Raw genomic sequence first — 22991 nt, forward strand, 5'->3', positions numbered from 1 at the left:
CCCAAACGCCGGATAAATCTATCCGGCGTTAATTAAAGTATCATAAAAACCATTATTTCAACTTAACAACGTGCCTATTGGAGAACAACTCCCGCTAGCTCACCGGTATTTTCTCCCTTTGATATAACCAGTGTTCCATTAACCAGCTGAAAAACAACTCCCGTCGATAGTTGATTCCAATTCGAAAAATTGGCTTGTGGTAAAAAGTTTGCAAAATCGAGTACATTAATGTCTGCGTAGTAGCCAACTCGAATACGTCCCCGCTCCTTAATTCCGAATATGTCAGCGGTTTTTCCAGAGCTTCGGTGAATAAAAGTTTGAGGAGATATCAGTTTCTTTTTAACAACATATTCCTGATATTTTTTAGGAAAACTCGCGTACTTTCTAGGATGTCCGTCGGTTCCATCGGACGAAGAAACCACCCAGGGTTGAACCATAAAGTTATTTATATCCTCACTGGACATATTAAATGAAGCCACTCTGACATCTTCAACTTGAACCATTTTTATTGCAGTATCAACTGCTGAAAGATTTTCGTTTAAAGCAATTTCTTCCAAAGTTTTACCTAACCAACTTTCATTTTTTGATGCTGTCACTAACAGTGCTTTAGGACCGCCTCTCCGGCGAATATTTTCCTTAACTTCTAGTTTTATTTTCGACAACAAAGTCTTGTTGTTTAATCGCTCGGTAAATGCCTGTTTCGAGTCAGCCATTACCCAAGCAGGAATAACCGCACTGTGTAAAAAAGTACCGGATGCTTGCCAGGGATATTGGTCGGCGGTAATGACGATGCCCTCGCTTCTCGCTTTGTTAATCAACTGAATGGCTTGTTCACTTTGTCCCCAAACATCAACCCCCAGTGCTTTAATGTGAGCAATATGCGCCTTAATCTTGGCTTCTTTTGCAATCTGAATCACTTCCTTAACGGCATTTAAAAAGCCGATATTAAAAGTACTTTCGTCTCTAATATGAGAATCATAAACCCCACCATAGTTAGCCGCGACTTTCGCTAACGCGCTCACTTCATCAGTTTTCGAATAACTACCGGGAACATAATACAGACCGGTAGAAAAACCGAGCGCACCGTTTTCCATTGATGATGCAATCAGCGACTTCATTTGCTCTAACTGGGTTTCGTTGGGTGCAGCGTTGGAAATTCCCATGACCTTTTTTCTCACTGCGCCGTGGCCAACAAGTAGCCCGACGTTAGTACCAATACCTTGTGCTTGCATGCGTTTTTTTAATTGCAAGATATCCGGTGTTCCATCGCCATCATTACCGTTAATAACCGTGGTCACACCCTGTGTCAGATAGTTAAAGTTTTGCTTATGGTCGTTATCAAGTAGCTCCTGTAATGAATGGGTATGAGGATCAATAAACCCTGGTGTCACAACTTTGCCTTTAGCATCAATCGTCTTTAGGGCTTTAACGGAACTTCCTGCCTGACCGACAAAACAGATTTTCTTACCACACACCGCAACATCCTGTATTTCACCTGGCAAATCGTCTCCGCTGTAAACCAACCCGGATGTAATCAGTATGTCCGCCTGAATTATCGCTTTATCTTTAGCGCACGCGGTTAGTATGAGAGTGAAGGTTAAAACTAAAATTCGTAGAATCATTTTTTATTTTTCGGCTGATAAAATTTTTCTTTGGGCGTATCCAGCAATTTTTTCATAAACAACTGTGCGGCGTTTTTAGCAATGGAAATAATTTTCTTTCTATCGGTATTATCACCCATTTCATAAGTAATTGCCTGAACACCATAGGTATCGGCAATGTATTGCTTGAAAACTCCTTTTGACGGATTGTTACCGGGTTTGATTATCACCTTAAAATCAGGCATCTCCGCTTCCAGTTGATTAAGCCAATCCTCAACTAACATCGGTGGTTGAATTCCATAGTCGGTCGGCATGGTATAAAAAATATCTTTGCTGGTAGAATGAAAATCCATAGCAAAAACGATCTTTCCGCCATTAGCGACAATGTTCTGGAGTTTTTGGTGGACCAATTTCGTTTCTTGTTGTTTAAACTTATTCCAGTCTCGATTGAGATCAACACCTTTTGCGTTATGCCGCCAATTGCCGTGCTCAACGCCGTCAGGATTAAGATTAGGAACAATCAATACATTAAACCGCTTGCGAAATTTTTCGCCAACACTTTGGTCAAGTAAAAGTGTCTGTGTAAATGGAAATAGCGCAAGCGCACCGGTTATCTCCGGTGGATGCATTCTTCCGGTGATAACAACCCATTCATTCGACGGTGATAAGCTTTCTAACTGATAAATCGGCCTGTTTTCTGTCGAATTTCCCAATACCGACATTGTATAGTTTGAATTTTGACTAAGCTGTTTCAACCACGACTGATAATGTTGGTTAGTAATAATTTCCTGTCCCGCCACCCATATTGGTTTCTGATCAACTTTTAAGCTAAAGGTTAGTCGCTTATTCTTGAGTCGATGAGGAATAGCAGCCCACCTTAAGCCATCACGACTAATTTTTGGCAGATAACGATGTTTACCGTTAACGAATTCAATCGCAATACGAATTTTCCGTTCGTCTTTTGCCGAAACCTTAAAAGCGTACCATGGACTATCATTGATAGGATGATTCTCCGGTTTAATGGTAAGTAAGAAACTATTGTCACCACGCTGAGTACACTCACTTAATCTTGCGGCACTAAAGCTTGCATCAAAAACAACGTTAGAAAAGTCACAAGCTAAACTACCCGACGTGCAACCCAACAAAAGAAAAATTAAAAAGAATTTTTTAATAAACACGATATTTGTGTCTCTCTATGAATTGAAATAGTTATCAACAAAAAAAGGCTCTTACGAGCCTTAACGCGCGAAGCACTTCCTTGTGAGAGGTACAAACCTACAGACCAGACTCAAACAGAGCCGAACTAAAACTCTTTACTATAGGTTACGTAAAAATATCGACCACGATTAGAGTGTAAAGATCCGAAATAACCATGAGCCAATTCATCGGCTAGCGGTGGATCGTTATCTTCAATATTACGTACCCCCACTCTCACCCGGCTATCTTTCATAAAATTATCGCCTTGGAACCGGTAATCTGCATAAACATTAATTCGATTGAAACTATCAACAGGTAAGGTTATAACCTCTCCATCAACAGTTGCGGTGGTGCTAGTGTCAGTTACTTCGCTCACGTAATTAGAATTAATTCCAGCGCCCCATTGATCGTATTTCCAGTTCAATGAAATTCTGGCTCGCAACTCAGGACGACCATTTTGCTCAATTAAATCACCCGCACCGGCAACGGTTCGATCTGCTGGAACTGCCGGGTTGCCTGCTTCTTGTGCAGCGATCAACATCGCAGAAATCGGGTCGGCTTCCTGATCAAATTTTGTTAGCTTGGCAGCATTTAACGTCAAGCCCCATTCACCAAATGAAGTTTCCCAATCATAGGCAACACTGAAATCAATACCTTCAATATTTCTGATGCCGAGGTTTAGATAATCGTTATTAATTTGAATGACTTCATTCGTCGTTGCATCACGGACAACTGCTGGATTACTACTTCCCTGACTTCTTAACAGAGAATCATAAAGCAAATGAGACGAACCAGCTAAAATACCAACCAAATCTTCTTGTTCAATTTTCCACGAATCAACTGTGATAGTTAAATCGTCTAACGGCTGCAACACTATACCAAACGAAGTATTGGTATCATCTTCAGGTTCCAGATCGGTTGTTCCACTTCTCACATCAACAATACCATAAGTGCTATCAAGCACCGGATCATATAAGCTGTTAGAACGAGGCACACCTTCCGCAGTTACCTGTGGCAAACCAGGTGCACGGAACCCACCAGCATACGAAGCTCTTAAACTAATCCATTCAGCAGGTTCATAGAAAAACGCAACTTTCGGTTTTAATGCATCACCGACGTCGGAGAATTTCTCATAGCGAGCCGCCAGCTGAACTTCTGCGTATTGAGTGCCGGAATCCAATAAAGGCACCAGGAATTCGACGTAAGCGGAAGTCACATCACGGCTACCTTTTGAATCGGGTGTTGGACTACTTCCCCAGACATCACTGCCAGAAAGTTCAACACCCGATATCTGATCGACAAATGGCGTGCTGCCATCTAGCAAATCGTCTCGGTCATCTTCGAATGTTTCATGGCGAAACTCTACGCCTAAAGCAACGCCGATTTCACCGGTTGGAATACTCCAGATAGCGTCGTTACTGGTTTTAAAATCAATTTGAGACAAACTGGTTTCAGAGTCTCTGCGAACATCAACCAAAAAGGGTGTCATCACACTTTGCGGATTTAAAGTATTATCGGCAGTGTTCGGATTATTAATATCGGCACCGTTAAAAATATTATAGGCTACGTTCGGATCCGTGCTATTAACTGCCGCTTGAAATGCACTGGCTCGAATTCGGTTACGCGCTAAATCATTGGTTTCCGCTTCAGTATGAAAAATAGCGCTTTCCCAATCCCATTCACCCCAGCTACCACTCATACCCCCGAGTATTCGAAAGCTGGTATCCTCAACTTCAATATCTCTTAAACCTGTATCAACCGGTCGGTAACGGCGCAGCGAAACTTGTTCGCCGAATGGGTTAAAGGCAGCATTAGCAGCAATTTGAAATCGTTGCGCTGTCAGGTTGTGAGTTTGTTCTCTGATGCGATTGGCGGTTGCGTTATAAAAAATAGCTTCAGCAAAAAATTCTTTATTGCCGCCCAGATCATGTGTCAGATAAGTATAAAAATTTAACCGGTCAACATCAGAAGTCATTGAACGTATTGCGCCGCGATCATATCTCAGGTCTCTCGACAAGCTACCGCTATCGGCACAAATTCCATTACCAAGATCTTGCACACAACCAGACATGGTATCGGGTTGAATATGAAAAGTGCCTAAAGTGGCGGAACTAAATTCCCCCCAGGGTGTTGAAGTACTTCGGTTATCGAGTTGCGTATCACCAACAAAAGCTTCTGGCAATCCGGGATATTCTCTCAAATCGTGACTGGCTGAATAGGGACGTTCGGTTGCTTGCATGCCGTTTCGATCATAATAACTAAATGAAGCGGTAACATGAGTACGTCCTTCATTTAAATCAAAACCGGTAAGATAGTTGAAAGTCATTTCATCTAATGATGTGCCCTCAGATCCACCATAGGTCAGACTGATTTTTGAACCATCATAATCGTCATCAAGTTGATAATTGATAACCCCGGCAACAGCATCAGAACCATAAATTGCGGCAGCACCGTCTCTCAATACTTGTAAACTTCGTAAACCGGCCACCGGCAAAGTGTTAGCATTTACCGTAGAAACTGGAACAAAGTTTTCCGACTGAGTTCCCGGATGGGTCACCAGTCTGCGACCATTCAACAAAGTTAAAGTGTTGCCAGTTCCCACGCCTCTCAAGTTAATTGAGGCCACATCACCACGCGCATCGTTAACACCACCGTTGCCGGTTTCGGCGCCAAATGCAATTTCTCCGACCTGAGGAATCGTTCTTAACAGTTCATCACCAGTTATCGCTGCAGAATCTTTAATATCTTCTGCAGAAATAGTGGTTACCGGCAAAGTACCGATATCAGTCGCCCGTTTAATATGCGAACCGATAATCGTCACAACCGGTGCTGAATCTTCTTGCTCCTCATCAGCTTGCTGCTCTTCCGCAGCCATTGCCTGGCAAGACAATCCCGCAGCAACTGCGAGAGAAACAAGTTTGTAACTGAAAGGCCCTATAGATTGCTTCTCTTTCACAGATGAAGACTTCTTAACCGATAATTTCATTTGTTATCCTCAGGTTTTTATTCTGAAATTAGAATGCAAAATATGCTTCTTCTAGTCAATTTAGAGTTCATCGGCAACCCATAACCTGAGGTTATGGACTAAATGCGTAAAATAGAGAGACAGTAGAATTTTATAATGATAGTTTAAATCCTGAGAACTGTTGGCATAACTAAAACAACAATAACCTTAGACACGTTGCGAGAATAAAAAACATGTTCAATAAAAATAATGGTCATTTTGCGATAGCTATCTTTGTAATTGGTTTCATTGCCAGCTTATTTGCTTTTTCTTCTGTGTCCCCCATCTGGAAAGAACAAGCGCTTTTGTTTGACGTTAAAATTAATGCTCAGGGACAGCCGAGCTATCGCTATAAAGGTAAAGATGTCGTCATCGATAATGCTATACCTTATAAAAACTCTCCTTTGCGCCAAGCAATGCTCGATAAAAGCCTGACCGCTCCTTCATTATCTGAACAGTGGGTTTACAAAATAAAAGATAATGGAGAGAAACAATATTTATTATTGAAACCCGCTTTCCACCTTGGCCTCTGGTCTCTTTTACCGGCTTTCATCACCATCGCGCTCTGTCTTTTAACCAAAGAGCCCATGTCTTCACTTTTTGCCGGTATCGCAGTTGGCGCGGTGCTCATCGGTAAGTTTGATATTACCGACAAAGTTTTATTACCGACGTTATCATCAACAGGCGCGGCAACGATTATTCTATTGTACCTCTGGTTATTAGGCGGCCTTTTAGGGATCTGGTCGAAGACTGGTGCAGCGCAAGCATTTGCCGATTTCATGTGCAGAACCGTTGTTAAGGGACCAAAAAGCGCTAAGCTGGTAACCTGGTTTCTGGGTGTCATTTTCTTTCAGGGCGGCAGTATCAGTACGGTATTAGTTGGAACAACTGTTAAACCCCTCGCTGACAAAGCGAAAGTGAGTCACGAAGAAACCAGCTATGTTGTCGATTCAACCGCTTCGCCCATTGCATCAATCCTGGCATTCAACCCATGGCCGGCTTATGTTCAGGCACTGATTTATATTCCCGGCGTAGCTTTTCTGGCGACAGAAGCGGACAGGATTCGTTTCTTCTTTCAAAGTATTCCATTTAGTTTTTATAGTATTCTCGCGGTTCTGGGTACTTTACTTCTTAGTTTGAATATCACCACGTTTTCAGGAAAAGGGATTAGAAAAGCCATGAAACGTGCCAACGAAACCGGGGAACTCGATGGACCGGACGCAACACCATTAAATTTTCAGGAACTAAAATCAGATTCATTGCCCGAGGGATATAAGCCGCATCATCTAGAATTTATTTTCCCAATCTTGTTATTAATCTCTATCGCAATTATTTCTTTTATCGTTTTAGGCATTCCTAAAATCAACTGGGCCTTCGCAGCAGCGCTAGGCGTTTCGATTCTTATCGCCGGAATAAAAGGGATGAGGTTAAGACATATTATTGATGGTATTGGTGATGGATTAAAAAGTGTCGTTAGCGCATCGGTAATTTTAATGTTGGCCGTTACCATTGGAAGAATTACCACAGAAACCGGCGGCGGACTGTTTCTGATTGACCTGTTGGGCAGTCAAATTAATTACCAGGTTCTACCCGCAGTTCTCATGCTATTTACCATGATTACCGCATTTTCGACCGGCACCAGTTGGGGCACCTACGCTATCGCTTTTCCGCTGGCAATGCCGCTAGTCTGGGCAATTGCACAATCACAAGGTCTTGCACACCCTGAGTTATTTTTATCCATCTGTTTTGCAGCAGTTCTTAACGGAAGTGTTTTCGGCGATCAATGTTCTCCAATTTCCGACACAACAGTGCTCAGCGCAATGACTACCGGCTGCGATTTAATGGATCACGTGAAAACCCAAATCATTCCAGCGTCTATTGCAGCAGGCACCGCAACGCTGCTCTGGAGTTTGATCACAATCGTTTATGTGTAATTTAACCTGTACTATTTTGCTCAAATAATGTCGCCAATTTCTGCTAATATGTATTAGTAGTTAATGAAACACTGCTGGCTGATGAAACTATCCCCTCTCCCCAACCCTCTCCCGGTGTGAGAGGGAGCCAAAGTGATAATGATTGTTTTTAGGTAATTGTTGATTATTTGGGGAATTAGCAGTTTTTAATCAATTTAATTTTAAATAGTTGATATGCGTCTTAGACATATTGAAGTTTTTCATGCCATTTATACAACGGGCTCAGTCACCAATGCGGCAAAAATGCTGCATGTCTCTCAGCCTTCTGTCAGTAAGGTACTCAGCCACGCAGAAATGCAGCTCGGATTTCGACTATTTAATCGAGTGAAAGGCAGGCTGGTTCCCACAGACGAAGCCGTATTGTTATTTGAAGAAGTTGATCGTGTTTACCGACAATTAAACACCATTAATGATGCAGCGGAAAATATAAAGAATAAAGAAGTCGGACGAATTTCTCTCGCGCTGACGCCTGCGTTAGGTTTCGACTTAATCCCTCAGACAGTCGCCCAATTTAGACAGAAACATCCGAAGATCACCTTTGATATCCAAACCCTTCACAACGATCAATTACAAAAACATTTACTGCGACATAAAAGTGAACTGGCTATTATGTTTGCACCTGAAAACCTTTCGGGTATCAACGAAATATTTTTCGGCACAGGAAAGCTCGTTGCCGTTTATCCCAGGTCGCTGCTTCCTCATTGCCCAAAAACCATTTCACTATCTCAGGTTATTGAGCATCCGTTAGTGAGCATCTGGAACAGCGGCCCCTTAGCCAACCTGATCTGGCGTGAAATGATGGAGCAGCAATTACAACCTTCTACAGCAGTTAAAGTACAAACCTATTTTATTGCAGTTAATCTTGTTAAGCATGGCGCAGGTATTTGTATTGTCGATGAGTTTACAGCAAGAGGGCAACAAAATGATGAAACGGGTATTGCTGAGCTGGCAGAATCATTAGAGTTTCCAATTAAAGGTTTATACCTTGAAAACAAGCCTTTATCTCATGCTACTCAAGATTTCCTGGAAACACTTAAAAAGAAATTTTAAGATTTTTCCGAACAACTATCATGCTCTGAGATATGCAACTTTCAGGCATAGACTAAGGTTATGATTACCCTTCAATAGATTACTTTATTTAGGCATTAGAATCGATATGATGAATATATTAAACATCTGATTATTACTTCTAAAACCTATGAAAATAAAAGCACCTTACTTACTTTTTATCGGCGACGCAAAAGATCCACTTTCTATCAAGTTAGCTAAAGGCGTTGTTGACTGGCGCCCCGAATTAGCGATTGGAGAATATTCTCTTCCTGGTTGCGAAGTGACAACCTCTCACCCGGAAATGAATATTCAGGAAGCCGTTGACAAAGGCGCAAAAACATTTGTGTTAGGTTTCGCTAATAGCGGTGGTACCGTTGACGAAAAGTGGATACCCTATATTTTGGAAGCCATCGAGGCGGGAATGGATATTGCCAGCGGATTACATCAAAGACTTGATAGTTTTAGCGAAATTTCAGAGCATGCTAAAAAACATAATGTTCAATTAATCGATGTTCGCCATCCCGTTGGTACTTTTAAAACAGGCACAGGTAATAAGCGTACTGGAAAAAGACTGTTAACCGTTGGAACCGACTGCTCTGTTGGCAAAATGTATACTGCCCTTGCGCTCGAAAAAGCCATGTCCCAGAAAAATTTTGATGTCAGCTTTAAGGCCACCGGGCAAAGTGGAATTTTTATTACCGGGGACGGAATTGCGATTGATTGTGTTGTGTCAGATTTTATTGCTGGCACAGTTGAACAACTATCCCCGCCCAACAATCCAGAACATTGGGATATCATTGAAGGCCAGGGTTCACTTTACCATCCTGCTTTTGCCGGTGTTTCGTTAGGTCTTTTACACGGTGCTCAACCTGATGCGCTGGTACTATGTCATGCGGAAAAAAGAGAACACATGCGCGGCATACCTGGCAGAAACTTACCCAGTCTCGCCCAGACATTGGAATTAAATCTAAACGCTGCGAAATTAACTAATCCAGATGCACGCTTTGTTGGTATCTCAGTTAATACTTCGATGTTAGGAGAAGATGAAGCAAACGCAATCTGCGCCGGATATGAAAAAGAATTTTCTTTGCCATGCGTTGATCCAATTCGTCACTCAGTTAGCAGAATCGTGGAGCAGTTGCAGTGAGAGTTCGTGGAGTAACAATTGAGCGCCAGAGTTGGCCCCTTGAGAATGTGTTTCGTATTTCCCGCGGCTCAAAAACAACTGCAGATGTTTTAATGGTATCGATTATTGAGGGCTCGCTCATCGGTTGCGCAGAAGTGGTTCCCTACAATCGGTACAACGAAACTATCGAGTCGGTTATCGCTCAGATAGAATCGGTTAAACACCATATTGAAAAAGGCGTTAGCACCGAGTTCGTTAATTTGCTTTTGCCGGCCGGTGCCGCACGTAATGCACTTGATTGTGCCCTATGGGATTTGGAAGCTAAAAAGCACAATAGCTCAGTGACCACACTGACAGAAACAAAACCTTTTTCCGGTTGTGTGACCGCACAAACACTCAGTATTGATACGCCCGAAAAAATGGCACTTGCTGCGGAAAAATTAAAGGACTACCCACTAATAAAAATCAAGTTTGATCAGCATCAAGTGTTAGAACGAATGACAGCAATTAACCGAGCAGCGCCAAATAGCCAATTTATTGTTGATGCTAACGAAGCTTGGGATCTTTCTTTGTTAAACTCAATCTCTGGTGAACTAAAGAACCTGAATGTCGCGCTGATTGAGCAGCCACTTTCTTCAGAAATAGATCAACAACTCGTCGACTATAATGGGCCAGTGCCGATTTGTGCAGACGAATCAATTCACACTTCTGAAGAGTTAGAAAAAGTAGAAAAGTTATATCAATACATCAATATAAAGCTCGATAAAACAGGCGGTCTAACTGAAGCATTAAAACTCCTGCGAAAAGCGCAAGCTAAGCGATTAGGTATCATGGTTGGTTGTATGGTGGGAACTTCTCTGGCAATGGCACCGGCGACTATTCTTGCAAGTTATGCTGACTTTGTAGATTTAGATGGGCCAGCCCTACTAGCAAAAGATCGCCAGTTTGGATTTACCTATGACAATGGACATATGAGCGAATTAAACCCGAATTTGTGGGGTGGCCCGGCCCAACCTAAAAAACCAGACAAACAATTTCGATTATTTTTCAAGGCCTGATCGCTTGGTTATGTTCTTTATCAAAAGCAAAAAATTCAATCACCATTTAAGGCAAGAGGAAAATTGGAAAAAATAGACCAGATTGAGAAATTTGTTATGTGCAAATTACTCAATCGTTTTGGTCATACGCAAAATTTCTGGCTTAAAACCAATGTTTTGATAGAAGGCGTTTGCTTTTGAATTGTTTGCAAATACCTCTAGCTGTAATAGACGACAGCCTAAATCTTTAGCCCACTTTTCTGCAAATGCCATTAAAAGCTTGCCAATACCTAAACCTTGCGATTTAGGTGACACAGCTAAAAGAGGAACGGTTCCACAAGTTTCCCCTGAAATATCATCTTTATGTGTACGCACATGGATAAAACCCAAAGGCACACTGTTAACCTCAGCAATCAGTGTAGTATTTGGTGTCGAGGTTTCAGCAAGCATTTCAGAAATATAATCATCTTGCATTTTTTGAACCGCGCTTTCTGTATGCCAATCTAGTTGAGCTACCTCAGCCAGATAAGGTGAAAGCTCAAAAATAAATGTGCGATCATCTTCATGCGCTTTTCTAATAATTACGTCACTTTTCATATAAATCTTTTAAATTTCATTCACAAATCGAATAGTATATAACGCATGTGTTGACATGTCGTCTGGCACCTGGATGGCCAAGCTAGTTCGAGACTCAACTGATAGTCATTCTCTCACAAATATTACCGCTCTTCACTGATAGTTTGATCAGACTCTAAAGACTCAGGTACCTTTGTTATCTTTTCACAATGATTTCGATACTCTCAAAACTGCCGTTTGCAGTTATCAATAGCCGTGCCTTTTTATCGCTCAATTAATTCGATTTTATAACCATCAGGATCTTCAATAAACGCAATAGTTTCGAAGCTTCCTGCTAAAGGACCGGCTTCACGAACGACTGTACCCCCTAATTCATTTATTTGTGCGCATGCTTCATAACAGTCACTAACACCGATAGCAAAATGTCCAAACCCGTTTCCTATATCATAACGATGCTTTCCGTAATTGTACGTTAACTCAATAACGCAAGAGTTAGATTCTTCTGCGTAACCTAAGAAAGTTAACGAATAACCTTCCTCGGGTCTATCGAAGGTGCGTAAGATCTTCATCCCTAAAATATTCGTGTAGAATTCAACTGATTTCTCAATATCAGATACTCTTAACATGATGTGCAGTATGCGATTCATTAACCCCGCCCTTTTCATTTAATTAGCGAGCATAATTCCTCAGGGAAGAAATTATGCTCAGACTAACAATCTATCTAACTTTAATTTCATTCAATAAAAAATGGCGAGTTTAACGCCTTGCTTGCTTTTACCACTGGATGCGCATCAAATACCCTAGTGTAAAAAGCCGCATTGAGACTTGCTGCCTCTTTGGGAAATTCAGTCAGTGCAAAAGTCTTGGCATTTCCGATAGTATCAAATGCATATAAACCGCCTAGCGTATTATTATGCAAGCCGCTTAACCACGTTTTAGATAATAATCCAGGCTGAACTTTTAGGCCTGGGTTAATATCTCGCCAAGGTGCTTTTTCAAACGGAACATTGACCTGGACTTCGGTATAAACAAATGCTCCCGGCTTTTGATTAGCGTTTTCTTGAAAGTGCGCTGAATTCATATCTCGACTTGCCTCCTCAACTATTTCAGCATCAAATAAACGGGTTGTCTGGGCAACCCCGAATTTTTCAGCTTCGCTTGGGAAGTAACCTGTAACAAATGCTTGCGCATTTTCTAAAGAGTCGAAAGTATAAAAACCACCCAGTGATTGATTTGTGGTACCTGATAGCCAAGTTTTATTAATTAAACCAGGCCGCTCCAACAAAGACACATTGATATCAGACCAAGGAGCATCTGCAAATGGCATGCTGATTTGTAGCTCAGTATATACAAAAGTTTTCATAATGCTTTTTCCTGTAGACAGTTTTGATAGATAAAAATATAACGATCACTATATTTTGTAACTACTATATATAACGATCGCTATATGGTCAACAAAAAAATAACGATCACTATATTTACTTCCGATTACTCTGTCTTTACAATTCTAAGGATTGCAGAAGAGAGATATATGCAGATGAAACAAACCAGTAAGAAAGAACAAACACGCAAGCGTATCATCGAAGCAACCATAGAGGGCGTGAAACAACATGGCTATGGTGGTCTGGGCGTTGACGCAATAGCAAAGAGTGCGAAAGTTACTTCCGGCGCATTTTATGGGCACTTTAAGTCAAAAAAAGAGGCTTTTGAAGCAGCAACTCTCTCAGGAATGGTTGACCTGGTGGATGGTCTTAGCTACTGGCGTGATACAAAAGGAGATTCCTGGTTAGTGCCCTTTATTGATTGGTATTTAGATATTGAGCATCGAAAAGACATTTGTGGCGGCTGCGCCCTCCCTGGCCTTTCCGTTGATGTTTCAAGGTCAGAAAAAGAAGTTCACGTCGCTTACGAAAGCCAATTAGTTCAAGCCGTAAAGATAATCACTTCTGGCTTACCTGGCTCCAATACAAATAAAAAGAAAAAGATAGCCTGGAGCATTTTATCGACTTTATCAGGAGCTGTAATTATGTCGAGAGCTGTAGACGACGAAAAAATTGCAAGTGAAATCGCTGAAGCCGCAAAACAAAAAGCGAAGTATTTGATGACAGAAAAATAATCCAGCAACCAAGGGGAACCGGCCACTTGCTTGCTGTTCAACGTAGGCTTTAAGCCAGCATGAAGCCTCCAACAGCTCATTCAAAACTAATAGTTGCCTGTTTTTGTTGCGGGCTAAATTGCTCTAATCCGATATGAGTCGCCATATCTAAAATAGACGGTTCCTTTGGCAAAGTGTTGCTCGCGTTAAAATGCGCTTGCCACTGTATCAACGCCAGATCATCCAAATAAACTTGGCCTTTATTTTTTGATTTATCATTCCCACTAGCAGTAACTTCAGCAAGCACGCGATAACTTCGATAACCCACTCTCGGCGTGTAAAAATCGAATTCGATGTTTTGCCAGTTTGTATTGGCATTCAAGCTGACTTCACCAATTAATGTTTTAGGTCCATTATCGATCGCATCAAAAAATTTTTGTCGCGTTTTTCTCAATTGAAGAAATAGTTTTATGTTCACCAGCTGCTCAGGATTAAAAATTTTCGCCTGAAACGTCATCGGGTTAGCCGCTTTAAAAACTCTTCGAAAGGTCTGCATACCAACAACGGAGGACTGATTTTTATCTAAACTCAAGGCTACTGAATAACTTCCAGAATTCGCCTGTTCATTCGCTAAACTGGCATTCTCCAATAACCAGCTTCTTTCCGCAGATTGAAACAAATCATAAGTTTCGAAATCTCCGCCATTTAATAAATTTTCACCCAGTCGATATTTCAACTTGTCAGAAGACAAGCTCACCTTGTTTATCTTTCCACCTGCCGGAAATTGATAAATCCCTCGTGTTCTCTCGCCCCGGTCAAAAGTAACTTTTTGAGTAAGCCCCTTGGCTTTTATTTTTTCTTGGTTGAGTACTAAATGACCGCCAGAGTATGAAAATAAAACGCCGCGTTTTTTCGACAAACTCTTCGTTCTTTTCACTAATTTATCGCGTTGAATTCCAGTGGCAGGTATCGGAACGTACCCCTTCAAATATATAGGCACAACCTCTGCCCTATGAAATTTTTCACCGTCCATCCACACATATAAAATATAAGAATGTGGCGTTGAATGAAAATATTGATCAAAAATAAAGTTTCCCATCGAGTAGGCAATCAGCTTGCCATTGTAAACCTCAAATCCCTGGGTAACATGGGGGTGATGTGCAATCACCAGGTCCGCGCCATTATCAACCGCCTTTTTCAAACGGGACTCAGTCATACCACTTGGCTCATCTTTATATTCGAGACTTCCGTGGTATTGAACAATGGTCGGATTGTTCGCGAGCGCTTCTTTACTGACACTCTCAATAATATTTTCATCGCTTCCAAAAGCTGAGCCGCCTTTATTAATTTCGGCAACCTGATTGGGAGTAAAGCCGCCTTCCCAGCCTACGAACCCTAGCATCGCATACTGTTTCCCTCCCAGCTTCGCATGGTAGGGTTTCAGCGCTTCAGTTTGATTCACTCCTGCACCAGAATATGCAAGGCCACTTTTTTCCAGATAGTCTAATGTTGAAACTAGTCCTTCGTCGAGATAATCATAAATATGATTATTGCCCAATGTCACATAATCAATACCAGCCCATTTTAATGCGTTAAGTGTTTCTGGTGGTGAGTAGAAAGTAACACTTTTGGGAGCTCGTTCTTTAGGTTTATTTTTGCTAATTTGCGTTTCCAGGTTAATCGCTGAAAAATCTGCAATTTGCATATAAGGTTTGACTTCTCGAATTAATGATTTGGTGTCTTCGGTTTTGCTATCTTCATGAATTAATACAGGCTGATTGAAATAAGGTTTCTCATACCGTCTTCCCATCATAACATCACCACCAAAGGCAAACATCACCCGCCCTTCCTTGCGTTTCACCAGCGAAATATCTGGTAAACGTAAATTTCGACTGGCTCGCGCATTCCCCAGTTGAGTAAGCTCGTGCAAGCTGAAAGTTTGGACCGAAGGGTAATAATCAGGGGATTCAACTGTCACTTGATAAACCCGACTTGGAGGCAATTTTATTGCGAAAGAATGGCTTTTGGTTTTGAGTACTTCTGTATTATTGATAGTAATCGTGAAATCCGTTGCTACCGGTTTTTCTTCAAAAGTTAAGTTCCCCAAAATGATATATTCTGCGGCACTTGCGAAGCTAGTCATAAAAGCCAGACAAAGAAACATCGCAATTTTTATTGTTATTATATTATTTCCCACCATTTTGCTAATCGGCATTTTTATATACACCATTTGAGAAAGGTTATTTTTGTGAAGTCACTGACGAAAGAATCAATGCTCACTGAGTATTGCAGCTCACTTCATCATCAATCGTCGAACAATGCCAAAACTTAACACAAAAGTCAGTTTAATTATTATGCATTTTCTTTGCACATAAATAACCTTTGTCAATGGTTGCCGATGATTACAGTGACAACCGATTTGAAATCGACAGGTGAAATGCCGCTCCACCGAGTAAACTTCTTTCATAGAGAAGTTCTCCGCCATGGAGAATTGCAATTTCTTTGCTGATAGCTAAACCGAGTCCATACCCAATAGCCTTTTCATTCCCTTCATCAGCCCGATAAAAGGGTTCAAAAATATTTCCAATCTCTTGTTCAGAAATTCCATCACCATCATCTTCCACACAAAAAACCAACTTTTCATCAGTTTCCTTGACGCTTAATCTGATCCTCTCTCCACCATATTTGATAGCGTTTCGGAGCAAGTTGGTGATCGCTCTATCCAACAAGGACTTATCGGCAACAAACTGTTGAAGCTTACTATCTTGCGCAATAACTTCAATTGGCGTACTAATTTCCAATTGATGACTTTCCGCCAGGTTTCTAAAAAATGAAGAAATTTGAATTTCACATAGTTTCAATTTGAGCTCCGCTCGCTCAGCTTTGGCATATTGCAATAACTCGTCAATCATATCCTGAAGCTCAAATATATTTTCCTCAATGCCAGCCAGGTGGATTGCTTTTCGCTCGGGTTTAGCTTCTGCCAACAACTCTGACTGTATCTGCATTCGAAACAAGGGAGTTCTAAGTTCATGGGCGATGGTGTGAGTCAGCCGCTTATGACTAGCCAGTAGTTTTTCAACTTGCTCTGCCATTTCATTAAATCGAATATTCAGATTGCCCACTTGTAAACGCTTTTTATCTGGTGCTCTGGCGGTCAAGTCACCATGACTAATTTTATCTGCGGCTTGTTCCAGAAATCGTAACTTTCGATAAAGTGACATCAACCACAAAAAGCAGCTGGCAGTAATCAATAACATAAATGCGACGAAAATGATTAAACCAATCGAAGAGTCTACATCCAACAACTCACTATTTTCGTCTTCGCTGATACGAAAGTACTGCGGAGGATTAAATGCCGTAAAATAGTCATACTCATCGTCATCAAACCAGACTTTCTGTTCCGATAGCTTTGCTTGAATATCGTTCGGCACTTCACTTTTATCAATCAACTCAATGACCGATTGATTGCGTTTGGCTATCAATTCAATATACACTTGCTTTTCACTCTCTGAGACATGAGCGCTAAGCTTTTCTAACAGCTCAACTTCCGCACTGAACTTTTCTGCTTCGATAATATTTTCTACATCAACAATTAATGACGTATTAATCCAGTCGGCCACAAAAATAAATGTCATTATTGTTGCCAAGATACCAAAATAAAGTGATAAAAAAAGTCTGGTCATCAGTAAACCTGGGCAGAGACAAATCTGCTTCAACAAAGCCGGAACGCAAAAAATGGAGCAAGGCTATCAATTAAAAATACTTACACAAAGATCAAGCTAGAAAGATGTTTATTTGGTAACTTGCGAATGTCTACCAATAGTCGTCTACCAATAACCGTCTACCAATAATCGGGAACAAACATATAACCTTTGCCGCGAACAGTAATAATTCCAAGTGGTCTGTGTGCATCGTCCTTCAATTTTTTCCTGAGTTGTGCGATTTTATTATCCACAGTTCGATTTAACCCATCGTACTCAAGTCCACTCAAAGACTCTAACAACTCTTCACGACTCAACACCCTGTCAGGATGCTCAGCGAGGTGACAAAGCAAGCTGAACTCAGATGGTGTTAAAGGCACAACTTCGTCTTCTAACTTACACCGTTGCAATGACCGGTTGATTGATAGCTTGCCGAAATTAACCACTTTGTCCTTTGTCGCTGAATCGCTTTGCTCATCTGAGCTTTGATGCTGAGACCGTCTCAACAACATTCGAATTCGAGCCAACAGTACTCTTGGTTGAACAGGCTTTTGCACAAAATCATCGGCCCCCATTTCCAGCGCCGCCACCTGATCCATATCATCACTGGTTGCCGTTAACATCAGAATTTTTCCACTGTATGTCTCTCTTATTGAGCGGCAAATTGATAAACCATCCTGGTGTGGAAGCATCAAATCCAGAATGACTAAGTCAGGTGCGTTTTTAATAATTTGTTCGGCGGCATTCAAACCGGTATTAACCAGTTCGACAACAAACCCGAATTCCTCAAAGTAATTTCTTAACAGTTCGGCTAGTTTTTGGTCATCTTCGACCAACAATATATTTTGGGAGGCAGACATAAATGTATTAAGTGCATAATATGTTACCCCAAGGATATACTAAATTTGGAAAAAAGACACATCACAACAATTCGTCAATGTGTCTTAAATTATTTTCAGTACTAGTCAGTTATGAGCTTGTATTTGTCTAGCTCTTCGCGAGTCATCACATGTACATTTTCAAATGACGCGGCTTCGATGGTGAAGAAGTAAAATTCGGGCCCATTGGTTTCACCAAGAATATCTCTGAAATAGGTAAGCTGCGCACCATGAGCAGAATGATTTCGACCAAGCTGGTCAGCCGGTTTTCCATCAACACAACACCATGAATGTACGCCTAACTTACCGCCTGTTTCATATTTGCGTTGATAGCCAGCCGCATACAGATCAACACCGCCAGAATAAGCTTCACCATCAGCAGGCATAAAAGTTGTCAGTTGAGCGTTACGCACCAGACGTCCAGTGTGCATATTAATTGCGTCATTAACCGAACCATCCACGTCTTTTAATACAATAGTTCTTACCTCAGGATTGCGCATAATTAGCTCGTCAATTTGAATATAAGTATTCGTGCCAAGTGAACCAGACAGGTTTGCACTATCGCCATTAATTTCCAGCACGCTATTTCCACCACTAATTAACGCATCGTTAAATACTAACCTCGCCATATAAGTTCCCTGAGTTTGCTCATCAGTCATTGTCGCCTGATAAATTATGTTATCCCCATCTTGTGTAGTTTGCACCTGGCTGCCAGTTAATGTGCGGGTAACTGTGTTGGAGAAATTCTCAATATCAGAAGTATCACCTTCCAATAAGGTTAGCGTCTCAATCGGCTTTTCCGCCTCAAGATCAAAACCAATAAGCGCAAGGCCTAACTCATACTTTGCGTAAATGACTTTATCCTGTATGTCAAAGTCAACCAGGCTGATAGGGTAAGTAACCCCATCGAACTCAAGTTGTAATTGGTCTCGTAACTGCTTAAATTGAGTGATGTAATTGGGAATATCAGAAGGCTGAATTAAATGGACAATTTGATTTTGTGTAACAGGTGTCGTGGTTGATGTTGTACTATCACTTTTGTTGCTGCTGCACCCGCCCAAAACTAACAAACTAATCAGGGAAAGAGAGGCTAAGATTTTCATGTTAAGCTCCTACTGCTAATAACGGTGTTGAATATTTAACCGTTATTTTGAACGGAGGAAACCTGATCTTATAGAGACACTTGGTATGGGTTTGTAATGAAAATCGTTACAATTAAACAATACAAAGAGAAATTGATACTTCTACTGTGAAGTTTACTCTCTCTTATTAATTTTACTGTTGAATTTCTGGCAGCCATATTTCCATACAATTAGCTTATATTCAGCCATAGGCTCCATGCCAAATTTTTTTCTACGTGCCTCCAGATTCTCTTCATCTTCAATTTCACGAGGTTCCCAACGATTATCCAGGCATTTTCCCTGAGTCCCAAATCGTTGAGGGACATGAACTCTGTCGTACAAATAAGCATATTCAGACGGTTCAATCTCTTTTGTTTCAACAAAAGGTTTCATCATTAACAATATTTTTCTTTGAAATTTTCGATCATGGTCCGCATGTTGAACAATAGCCCATGCAGAGTTAGCGCCATCGCGCCCAACTTTATCTTTAGTGGGCCAACCAATCTTCGCAATAATTTTCTTTAGTTTTTCTGTATTTTCGTAGAGAACGTTATCACTGTCAGATTGTTTTCGCCCTTGCTTGAGATAATTTTGATCGTTAGTAAACATTTGAAGTAGTTGCTTTCTAACAGTGGGATACTCTATTTTTTCATAGCCTAGAGAACTTTTTGCAACAATTAACAATAAACATCCAAAACATATTTTTTTCATTCATTTCCCCTGATACCCAGGTATCCAGGCATCCATCAATTATTTTTTCGAATCACGTTAACCCGACTGAACTCTCCTATCACTAACTTTTCCGAAATACTTATTTGTTTTTTGCTGTATTTTTTACTTAAAAATTTGTGCCTTCATTTGATTACAAGCGTAATCTTTCGACAAAGTATTACATATGTAATCCAAATTAACAAGGCTAACTCTTGAAGTTTTTTAGTACCTTTCGATTATGGGCGGGTTCTATAACTTATGAGAAAGGGCTATTGCTCGAATTACACAATTCACCGTCCAGGTCAATCAGTTCACCTTAATCAACTTTTGACTGTTTTCCGGCTGTAATATCATGTGAAACCAGATACGAAAGTCGCACATTCACACACCAGAAGTGTCAAAACGTAGGAGCGATAGATGAACAAGCCGAGCAGAAGAACATTTATCAAATGGAGCTTTCTGAGTAGTTTATCGGGACTAGTTTCAAATTCTGCTAACGCGCTAACCCCAACACCAGCAGAAACTGCCGGCCCTTTCTATCCAATACAAGCTCAAAAAGACAAAGATTTTGATCTAACCAGAATCGCTGGAAAAAACGAATCTGCCAAAGGAAATAAGATTGTTATTCTCGGCCAGGTAAAGGACACGGACGGCAACACCATAGAGGACGCGACTGTCGATATCTGGCAAGCAAACGCAGCGGGTCGATACGCGCATCCCCACGATACAAACTCTGCGCCACTCGATCCGGCATTTCAAGGCTGGGCAATCGTGCAAAGCGGTAAAGAAGGTAAGTTTCAGTTCAAGACAATCTATCCCGGAGCTTACCCAGTATCGCGCACTAGAACTAGAACTCCCCATATTCACTTTAAAGTGAGCAAACGCGGTTATGTCGAATTGGTTACTCAAATGTACTTTCCAGGAGAAAGACTTAATCACTCCGATTTATTGTTAAACAGAAAAAGCGAGCTAGAAAGAAATTTAATGATCGCCTCTAAATCCACAAAAATGTCTGAAGGTAACTGGGACACTTATGTATATTCGTTAGTTCTTGAAAAAACCTAATCCATTGACCGACTTCAGCTCACTCTAGAGCGACCTTATTAACAAAATAAAAAAACACTCCTCTGTCATAAAAGCGACTTAATCCTCTAGTAGCATCCGTGGCATCAATAGTTACTTTCTAAGGGCTTATATTGCGTTATTTTAGAAACCAGGTGATAGGGCTATTAGTGTAGTTCTTCATTGCAAATAACGTTTCTAGCGGTTAATAAGGAAACCTGATAGTTAATAATGAAATTTAGTACTCAATTCGTTTTAACGACTTTAAGTAAAACAACAAAGCAAATCAGTATTTTTGCGTTGAGTATTATACTGGCCAGGTACTTTACCAAAGCCGATTATGGCACTTATTTACATGTCCAACTCATTGCGAATGTGGCGATTTGGTCATTATTACTGGGCATTCCCCACAGCATTTATTATTTTTTGCCAAAGACTCATGAAAAACGTCGTTTTGTCATGACGACGTTATCATTAATGTTGGTTATTGCCACAATTGTTAGTTTAGCAATCCTGGTCAACATGGATAACCTAAGCGCGCTTCTGGGTAATCCAAATTTACAAAACCTCGCCATCATTATGGCATGCCTGGTGTTTTTTCAGATCCCCCTTTCCATATTTGAACCCTTGATGATCACCAGTAAAAAGGTATCAACATTTGTTAATTTTGATTTTGCATTTAATGTTGCATTTTTTATGGTGGTATTAACCCCAGTAAGCCTGGGTTATTCAGTGACGGAAATTTTAAACTGGGTGGTTTGGTTTCACTGTATTCAATTTATTACCATTACCCTGGTTTGCTTTTATACTGGAATTGGTTATTCCAATCAAAAAGCAAACCAAAGCGATCTGCAAAATGGTGAGACAACACCAGGAAATGACGCCTATTCAATTCAAGAACAATTTAAATACTCACTGCCCATTGGTGGCTCACTCAGTGTCGCAGAAGTTTCTCGCTACGCAGATAAGATCATCGTAAGCAATCAGTTTAGCCCTGACGATTACGCTGTGTACACTCGCGGCGCAATGGACATTCCGCTCATCAGTATTATTGCCAATACGCTCGATAATTTACTCATGCCAAAATTTATCGACGCTTATCGCAACAACAATATGCGCGAACTAGTTGAAGTCTGGCATAGTGCGATGAGAATGATGGCGGCATTTATTTACCCTGCGTGCCTGTTTCTTATCTTTGTCGCCCCTCTGTTGATCCCGGCGCTTTTTTCCGATAAATACATCGCGAGCACCGTCATTTTTCAGATTTACACGGTAAGACTATTGACCCGAATATCAACCTTTAATGTGATTTATCGAGCGATTGGAAAAACGCAGGCGATGTTCTGGCTTTCCATCGCTTCACTGCTGGTCAACATTGTACTGACCTACATTTGCATTCAACTTTATGGCGTAAATGGTGCAGCAGTTGCTTGCGTATTGCTGACCTTACTTTATCAAGGATGTAGCCTGAAAATAATCACGGGATATTTGAATATTGAAATCAATCAAGTGCTTCCCTGGCGCTCTCTAGTGATCACCTTAATTGCGAGCACCGTTTCATTACTGCCAACCTGGTTTGTTTCAACTTTGAATATTTCAGTCTGGCCGTTAATCACTCTAATGGCCACGGTGTACGGTATTTGTTATCTGGCTACTTTAAAATTTACAGCAGCCTTGAACGAGTCAGAAAAAGCCTCGATACGCATTCTTTTACCGAATCGTTTAAGTTGGGTTATTTAATCTCGAAGTTGTGAAAACAAATTAATTTACAAAATGATTTTGAACACTTGAGTAGCTTTAGACATTTGAGTGATATTAAATCGTTAAGTCATTTTTCAGCAACAATGATTCTTCGA

At 40.9% G+C, this 22991-nt stretch carries 18 protein-coding genes; 7 read left to right on the plus strand and 11 right to left on the minus strand.

Features of this window, described 5'->3' with window-relative positions:
- Window positions 1–74: 74 nt before the first annotated feature.
- From FLL46_RS15315 to FLL46_RS15325, 3 genes are all read right to left on the minus strand, one after another.
- Complete coding sequence (locus FLL46_RS15315) at window positions 75–1622, minus strand: N-acyl-D-amino-acid deacylase family protein (protein ID WP_142932199.1); 1548 nt, start codon at window positions 1620–1622, stop codon at window positions 75–77.
- Window positions 1619–2779 (minus strand): M14 family metallopeptidase, encoded by a 1161-nt coding sequence (locus tag FLL46_RS15320; RefSeq protein WP_210418717.1) that lies wholly within the window; start codon window positions 2777–2779, stop codon window positions 1619–1621. The genes FLL46_RS15315 and FLL46_RS15320 overlap by 4 nt, the downstream gene beginning before the upstream one ends.
- Before the next feature lie 125 nt (window positions 2780–2904).
- Complete coding sequence (locus FLL46_RS15325; protein ID WP_142932201.1) at window positions 2905–5784, minus strand: TonB-dependent receptor domain-containing protein; 2880 nt, start codon at window positions 5782–5784, stop codon at window positions 2905–2907.
- Between the two features lie 212 nt (window positions 5785–5996).
- Here FLL46_RS15325 and FLL46_RS15330 point away from each other — a divergent pair, with 212 nt between their 5' ends.
- The 4 genes from FLL46_RS15330 to dgcA all read left to right on the plus strand — a co-directional run bounded on the left by FLL46_RS15330 (window position 5997) and on the right by dgcA (window position 11009).
- Window positions 5997–7736 carry a Na+/H+ antiporter NhaC family protein gene (locus FLL46_RS15330; RefSeq protein ID WP_142932202.1) on the plus strand — a complete coding sequence of 580 codons (1740 nt, stop codon included), beginning with the start codon at window positions 5997–5999 and terminating at the stop codon, window positions 7734–7736.
- Window positions 7737–7949: 213 nt separating this feature from the next.
- The gene (locus FLL46_RS15335) at window positions 7950–8825 is read left to right on the plus strand and encodes a LysR family transcriptional regulator (RefSeq protein WP_142932203.1); all 876 of its coding nucleotides are present in this window, start codon (window positions 7950–7952) and stop codon (window positions 8823–8825) included.
- Between the two features lie 148 nt (window positions 8826–8973).
- Window positions 8974–9972, plus strand: coding sequence for an N-acetyltransferase DgcN (dgcN, locus tag FLL46_RS15340; RefSeq protein ID WP_142932204.1), 999 nt, complete (start codon window positions 8974–8976; stop codon window positions 9970–9972).
- The gene (gene dgcA / locus FLL46_RS15345) at window positions 9969–11009 is read left to right on the plus strand and encodes an N-acetyl-D-Glu racemase DgcA (protein ID WP_210418718.1); all 1041 of its coding nucleotides are present in this window, start codon (window positions 9969–9971) and stop codon (window positions 11007–11009) included. Before dgcN ends, dgcA begins: the two co-directional genes overlap by 4 nt.
- A 105-nt stretch (window positions 11010–11114) precedes the next feature.
- On the opposite strand, the gene FLL46_RS15350 is transcribed toward dgcA, so the two are convergent.
- The 3 genes from FLL46_RS15350 to FLL46_RS15360 form a co-directional block, all read right to left on the minus strand.
- Window positions 11115–11585: a GNAT family N-acetyltransferase gene (locus FLL46_RS15350; protein WP_142932205.1), complete on the minus strand. Its 471-nt coding sequence runs from the start codon at window positions 11583–11585 to the stop codon at window positions 11115–11117.
- Window positions 11586–11827: 242 nt separating this feature from the next.
- Window positions 11828–12211: a lactoylglutathione lyase gene (gene gloA, locus FLL46_RS15355; protein ID WP_142932206.1), complete on the minus strand. Its 384-nt coding sequence runs from the start codon at window positions 12209–12211 to the stop codon at window positions 11828–11830.
- A gap of 86 nt (window positions 12212–12297) precedes the next feature.
- The gene (locus FLL46_RS15360; RefSeq protein ID WP_142932207.1) at window positions 12298–12927 is read right to left on the minus strand and encodes a YdhR family protein; all 630 of its coding nucleotides are present in this window, start codon (window positions 12925–12927) and stop codon (window positions 12298–12300) included.
- A 168-nt stretch (window positions 12928–13095) separates the two neighbouring features.
- On the opposite strand from FLL46_RS15360, the gene FLL46_RS15365 reads away from it, so the two are divergent.
- The gene (locus tag FLL46_RS15365; RefSeq protein WP_168204183.1) at window positions 13096–13680 is read left to right on the plus strand and encodes a TetR/AcrR family transcriptional regulator; all 585 of its coding nucleotides are present in this window, start codon (window positions 13096–13098) and stop codon (window positions 13678–13680) included.
- Window positions 13681–13756: 76 nt separating this feature from the next.
- Here FLL46_RS15365 and FLL46_RS15370 read toward each other — a convergent pair whose 3' ends face one another.
- The 5 genes from FLL46_RS15370 to FLL46_RS15390 all read right to left on the minus strand — a co-directional run bounded on the left by FLL46_RS15370 (window position 13757) and on the right by FLL46_RS15390 (window position 20073).
- Window positions 13757–15874, minus strand: coding sequence for a CapA family protein (locus FLL46_RS15370; protein WP_168204184.1), 2118 nt, complete (start codon window positions 15872–15874; stop codon window positions 13757–13759).
- 187 nt (window positions 15875–16061) lie between these two features.
- Window positions 16062–17345, minus strand: a complete 1284-nt coding sequence (locus FLL46_RS15375; RefSeq protein ID WP_142932210.1) for an ATP-binding protein — start codon at window positions 17343–17345, stop codon at window positions 16062–16064.
- A 158-nt stretch (window positions 17346–17503) separates the two neighbouring features.
- Window positions 17504–18223 (minus strand): response regulator, encoded by a 720-nt coding sequence (locus FLL46_RS15380; protein ID WP_142932211.1) that lies wholly within the window; start codon window positions 18221–18223, stop codon window positions 17504–17506.
- A 101-nt stretch (window positions 18224–18324) separates the two neighbouring features.
- A complete protein-coding gene (locus FLL46_RS15385; protein WP_142932212.1) occupies window positions 18325–19344 on the minus strand; it encodes a hypothetical protein in 1020 nt (339 codons plus the stop codon).
- Window positions 19345–19497: 153 nt separating this feature from the next.
- Complete coding sequence (locus FLL46_RS15390; protein WP_142932213.1) at window positions 19498–20073, minus strand: DUF6624 domain-containing protein; 576 nt, start codon at window positions 20071–20073, stop codon at window positions 19498–19500.
- Window positions 20074–20490: 417 nt separating this feature from the next.
- Between FLL46_RS15390 and FLL46_RS15395 the strand changes: the two genes are divergently transcribed.
- Both FLL46_RS15395 and FLL46_RS15400 read left to right on the plus strand, forming a co-directional pair.
- A complete protein-coding gene (locus tag FLL46_RS15395) occupies window positions 20491–21138 on the plus strand; it encodes a dioxygenase family protein (protein ID WP_142932214.1) in 648 nt (215 codons plus the stop codon).
- A gap of 228 nt (window positions 21139–21366) precedes the next feature.
- Window positions 21367–22875, plus strand: a complete 1509-nt coding sequence (locus tag FLL46_RS15400; RefSeq protein WP_142932215.1) for an oligosaccharide flippase family protein — start codon at window positions 21367–21369, stop codon at window positions 22873–22875.
- Window positions 22876–22991 lie beyond the last annotated feature (116 nt).

Source organism: Aliikangiella coralliicola, assembly GCF_007004725.1.
In the GTDB taxonomy this organism is placed as follows: domain Bacteria; phylum Pseudomonadota; class Gammaproteobacteria; order Enterobacterales; family Kangiellaceae; genus Aliikangiella; species Aliikangiella coralliicola.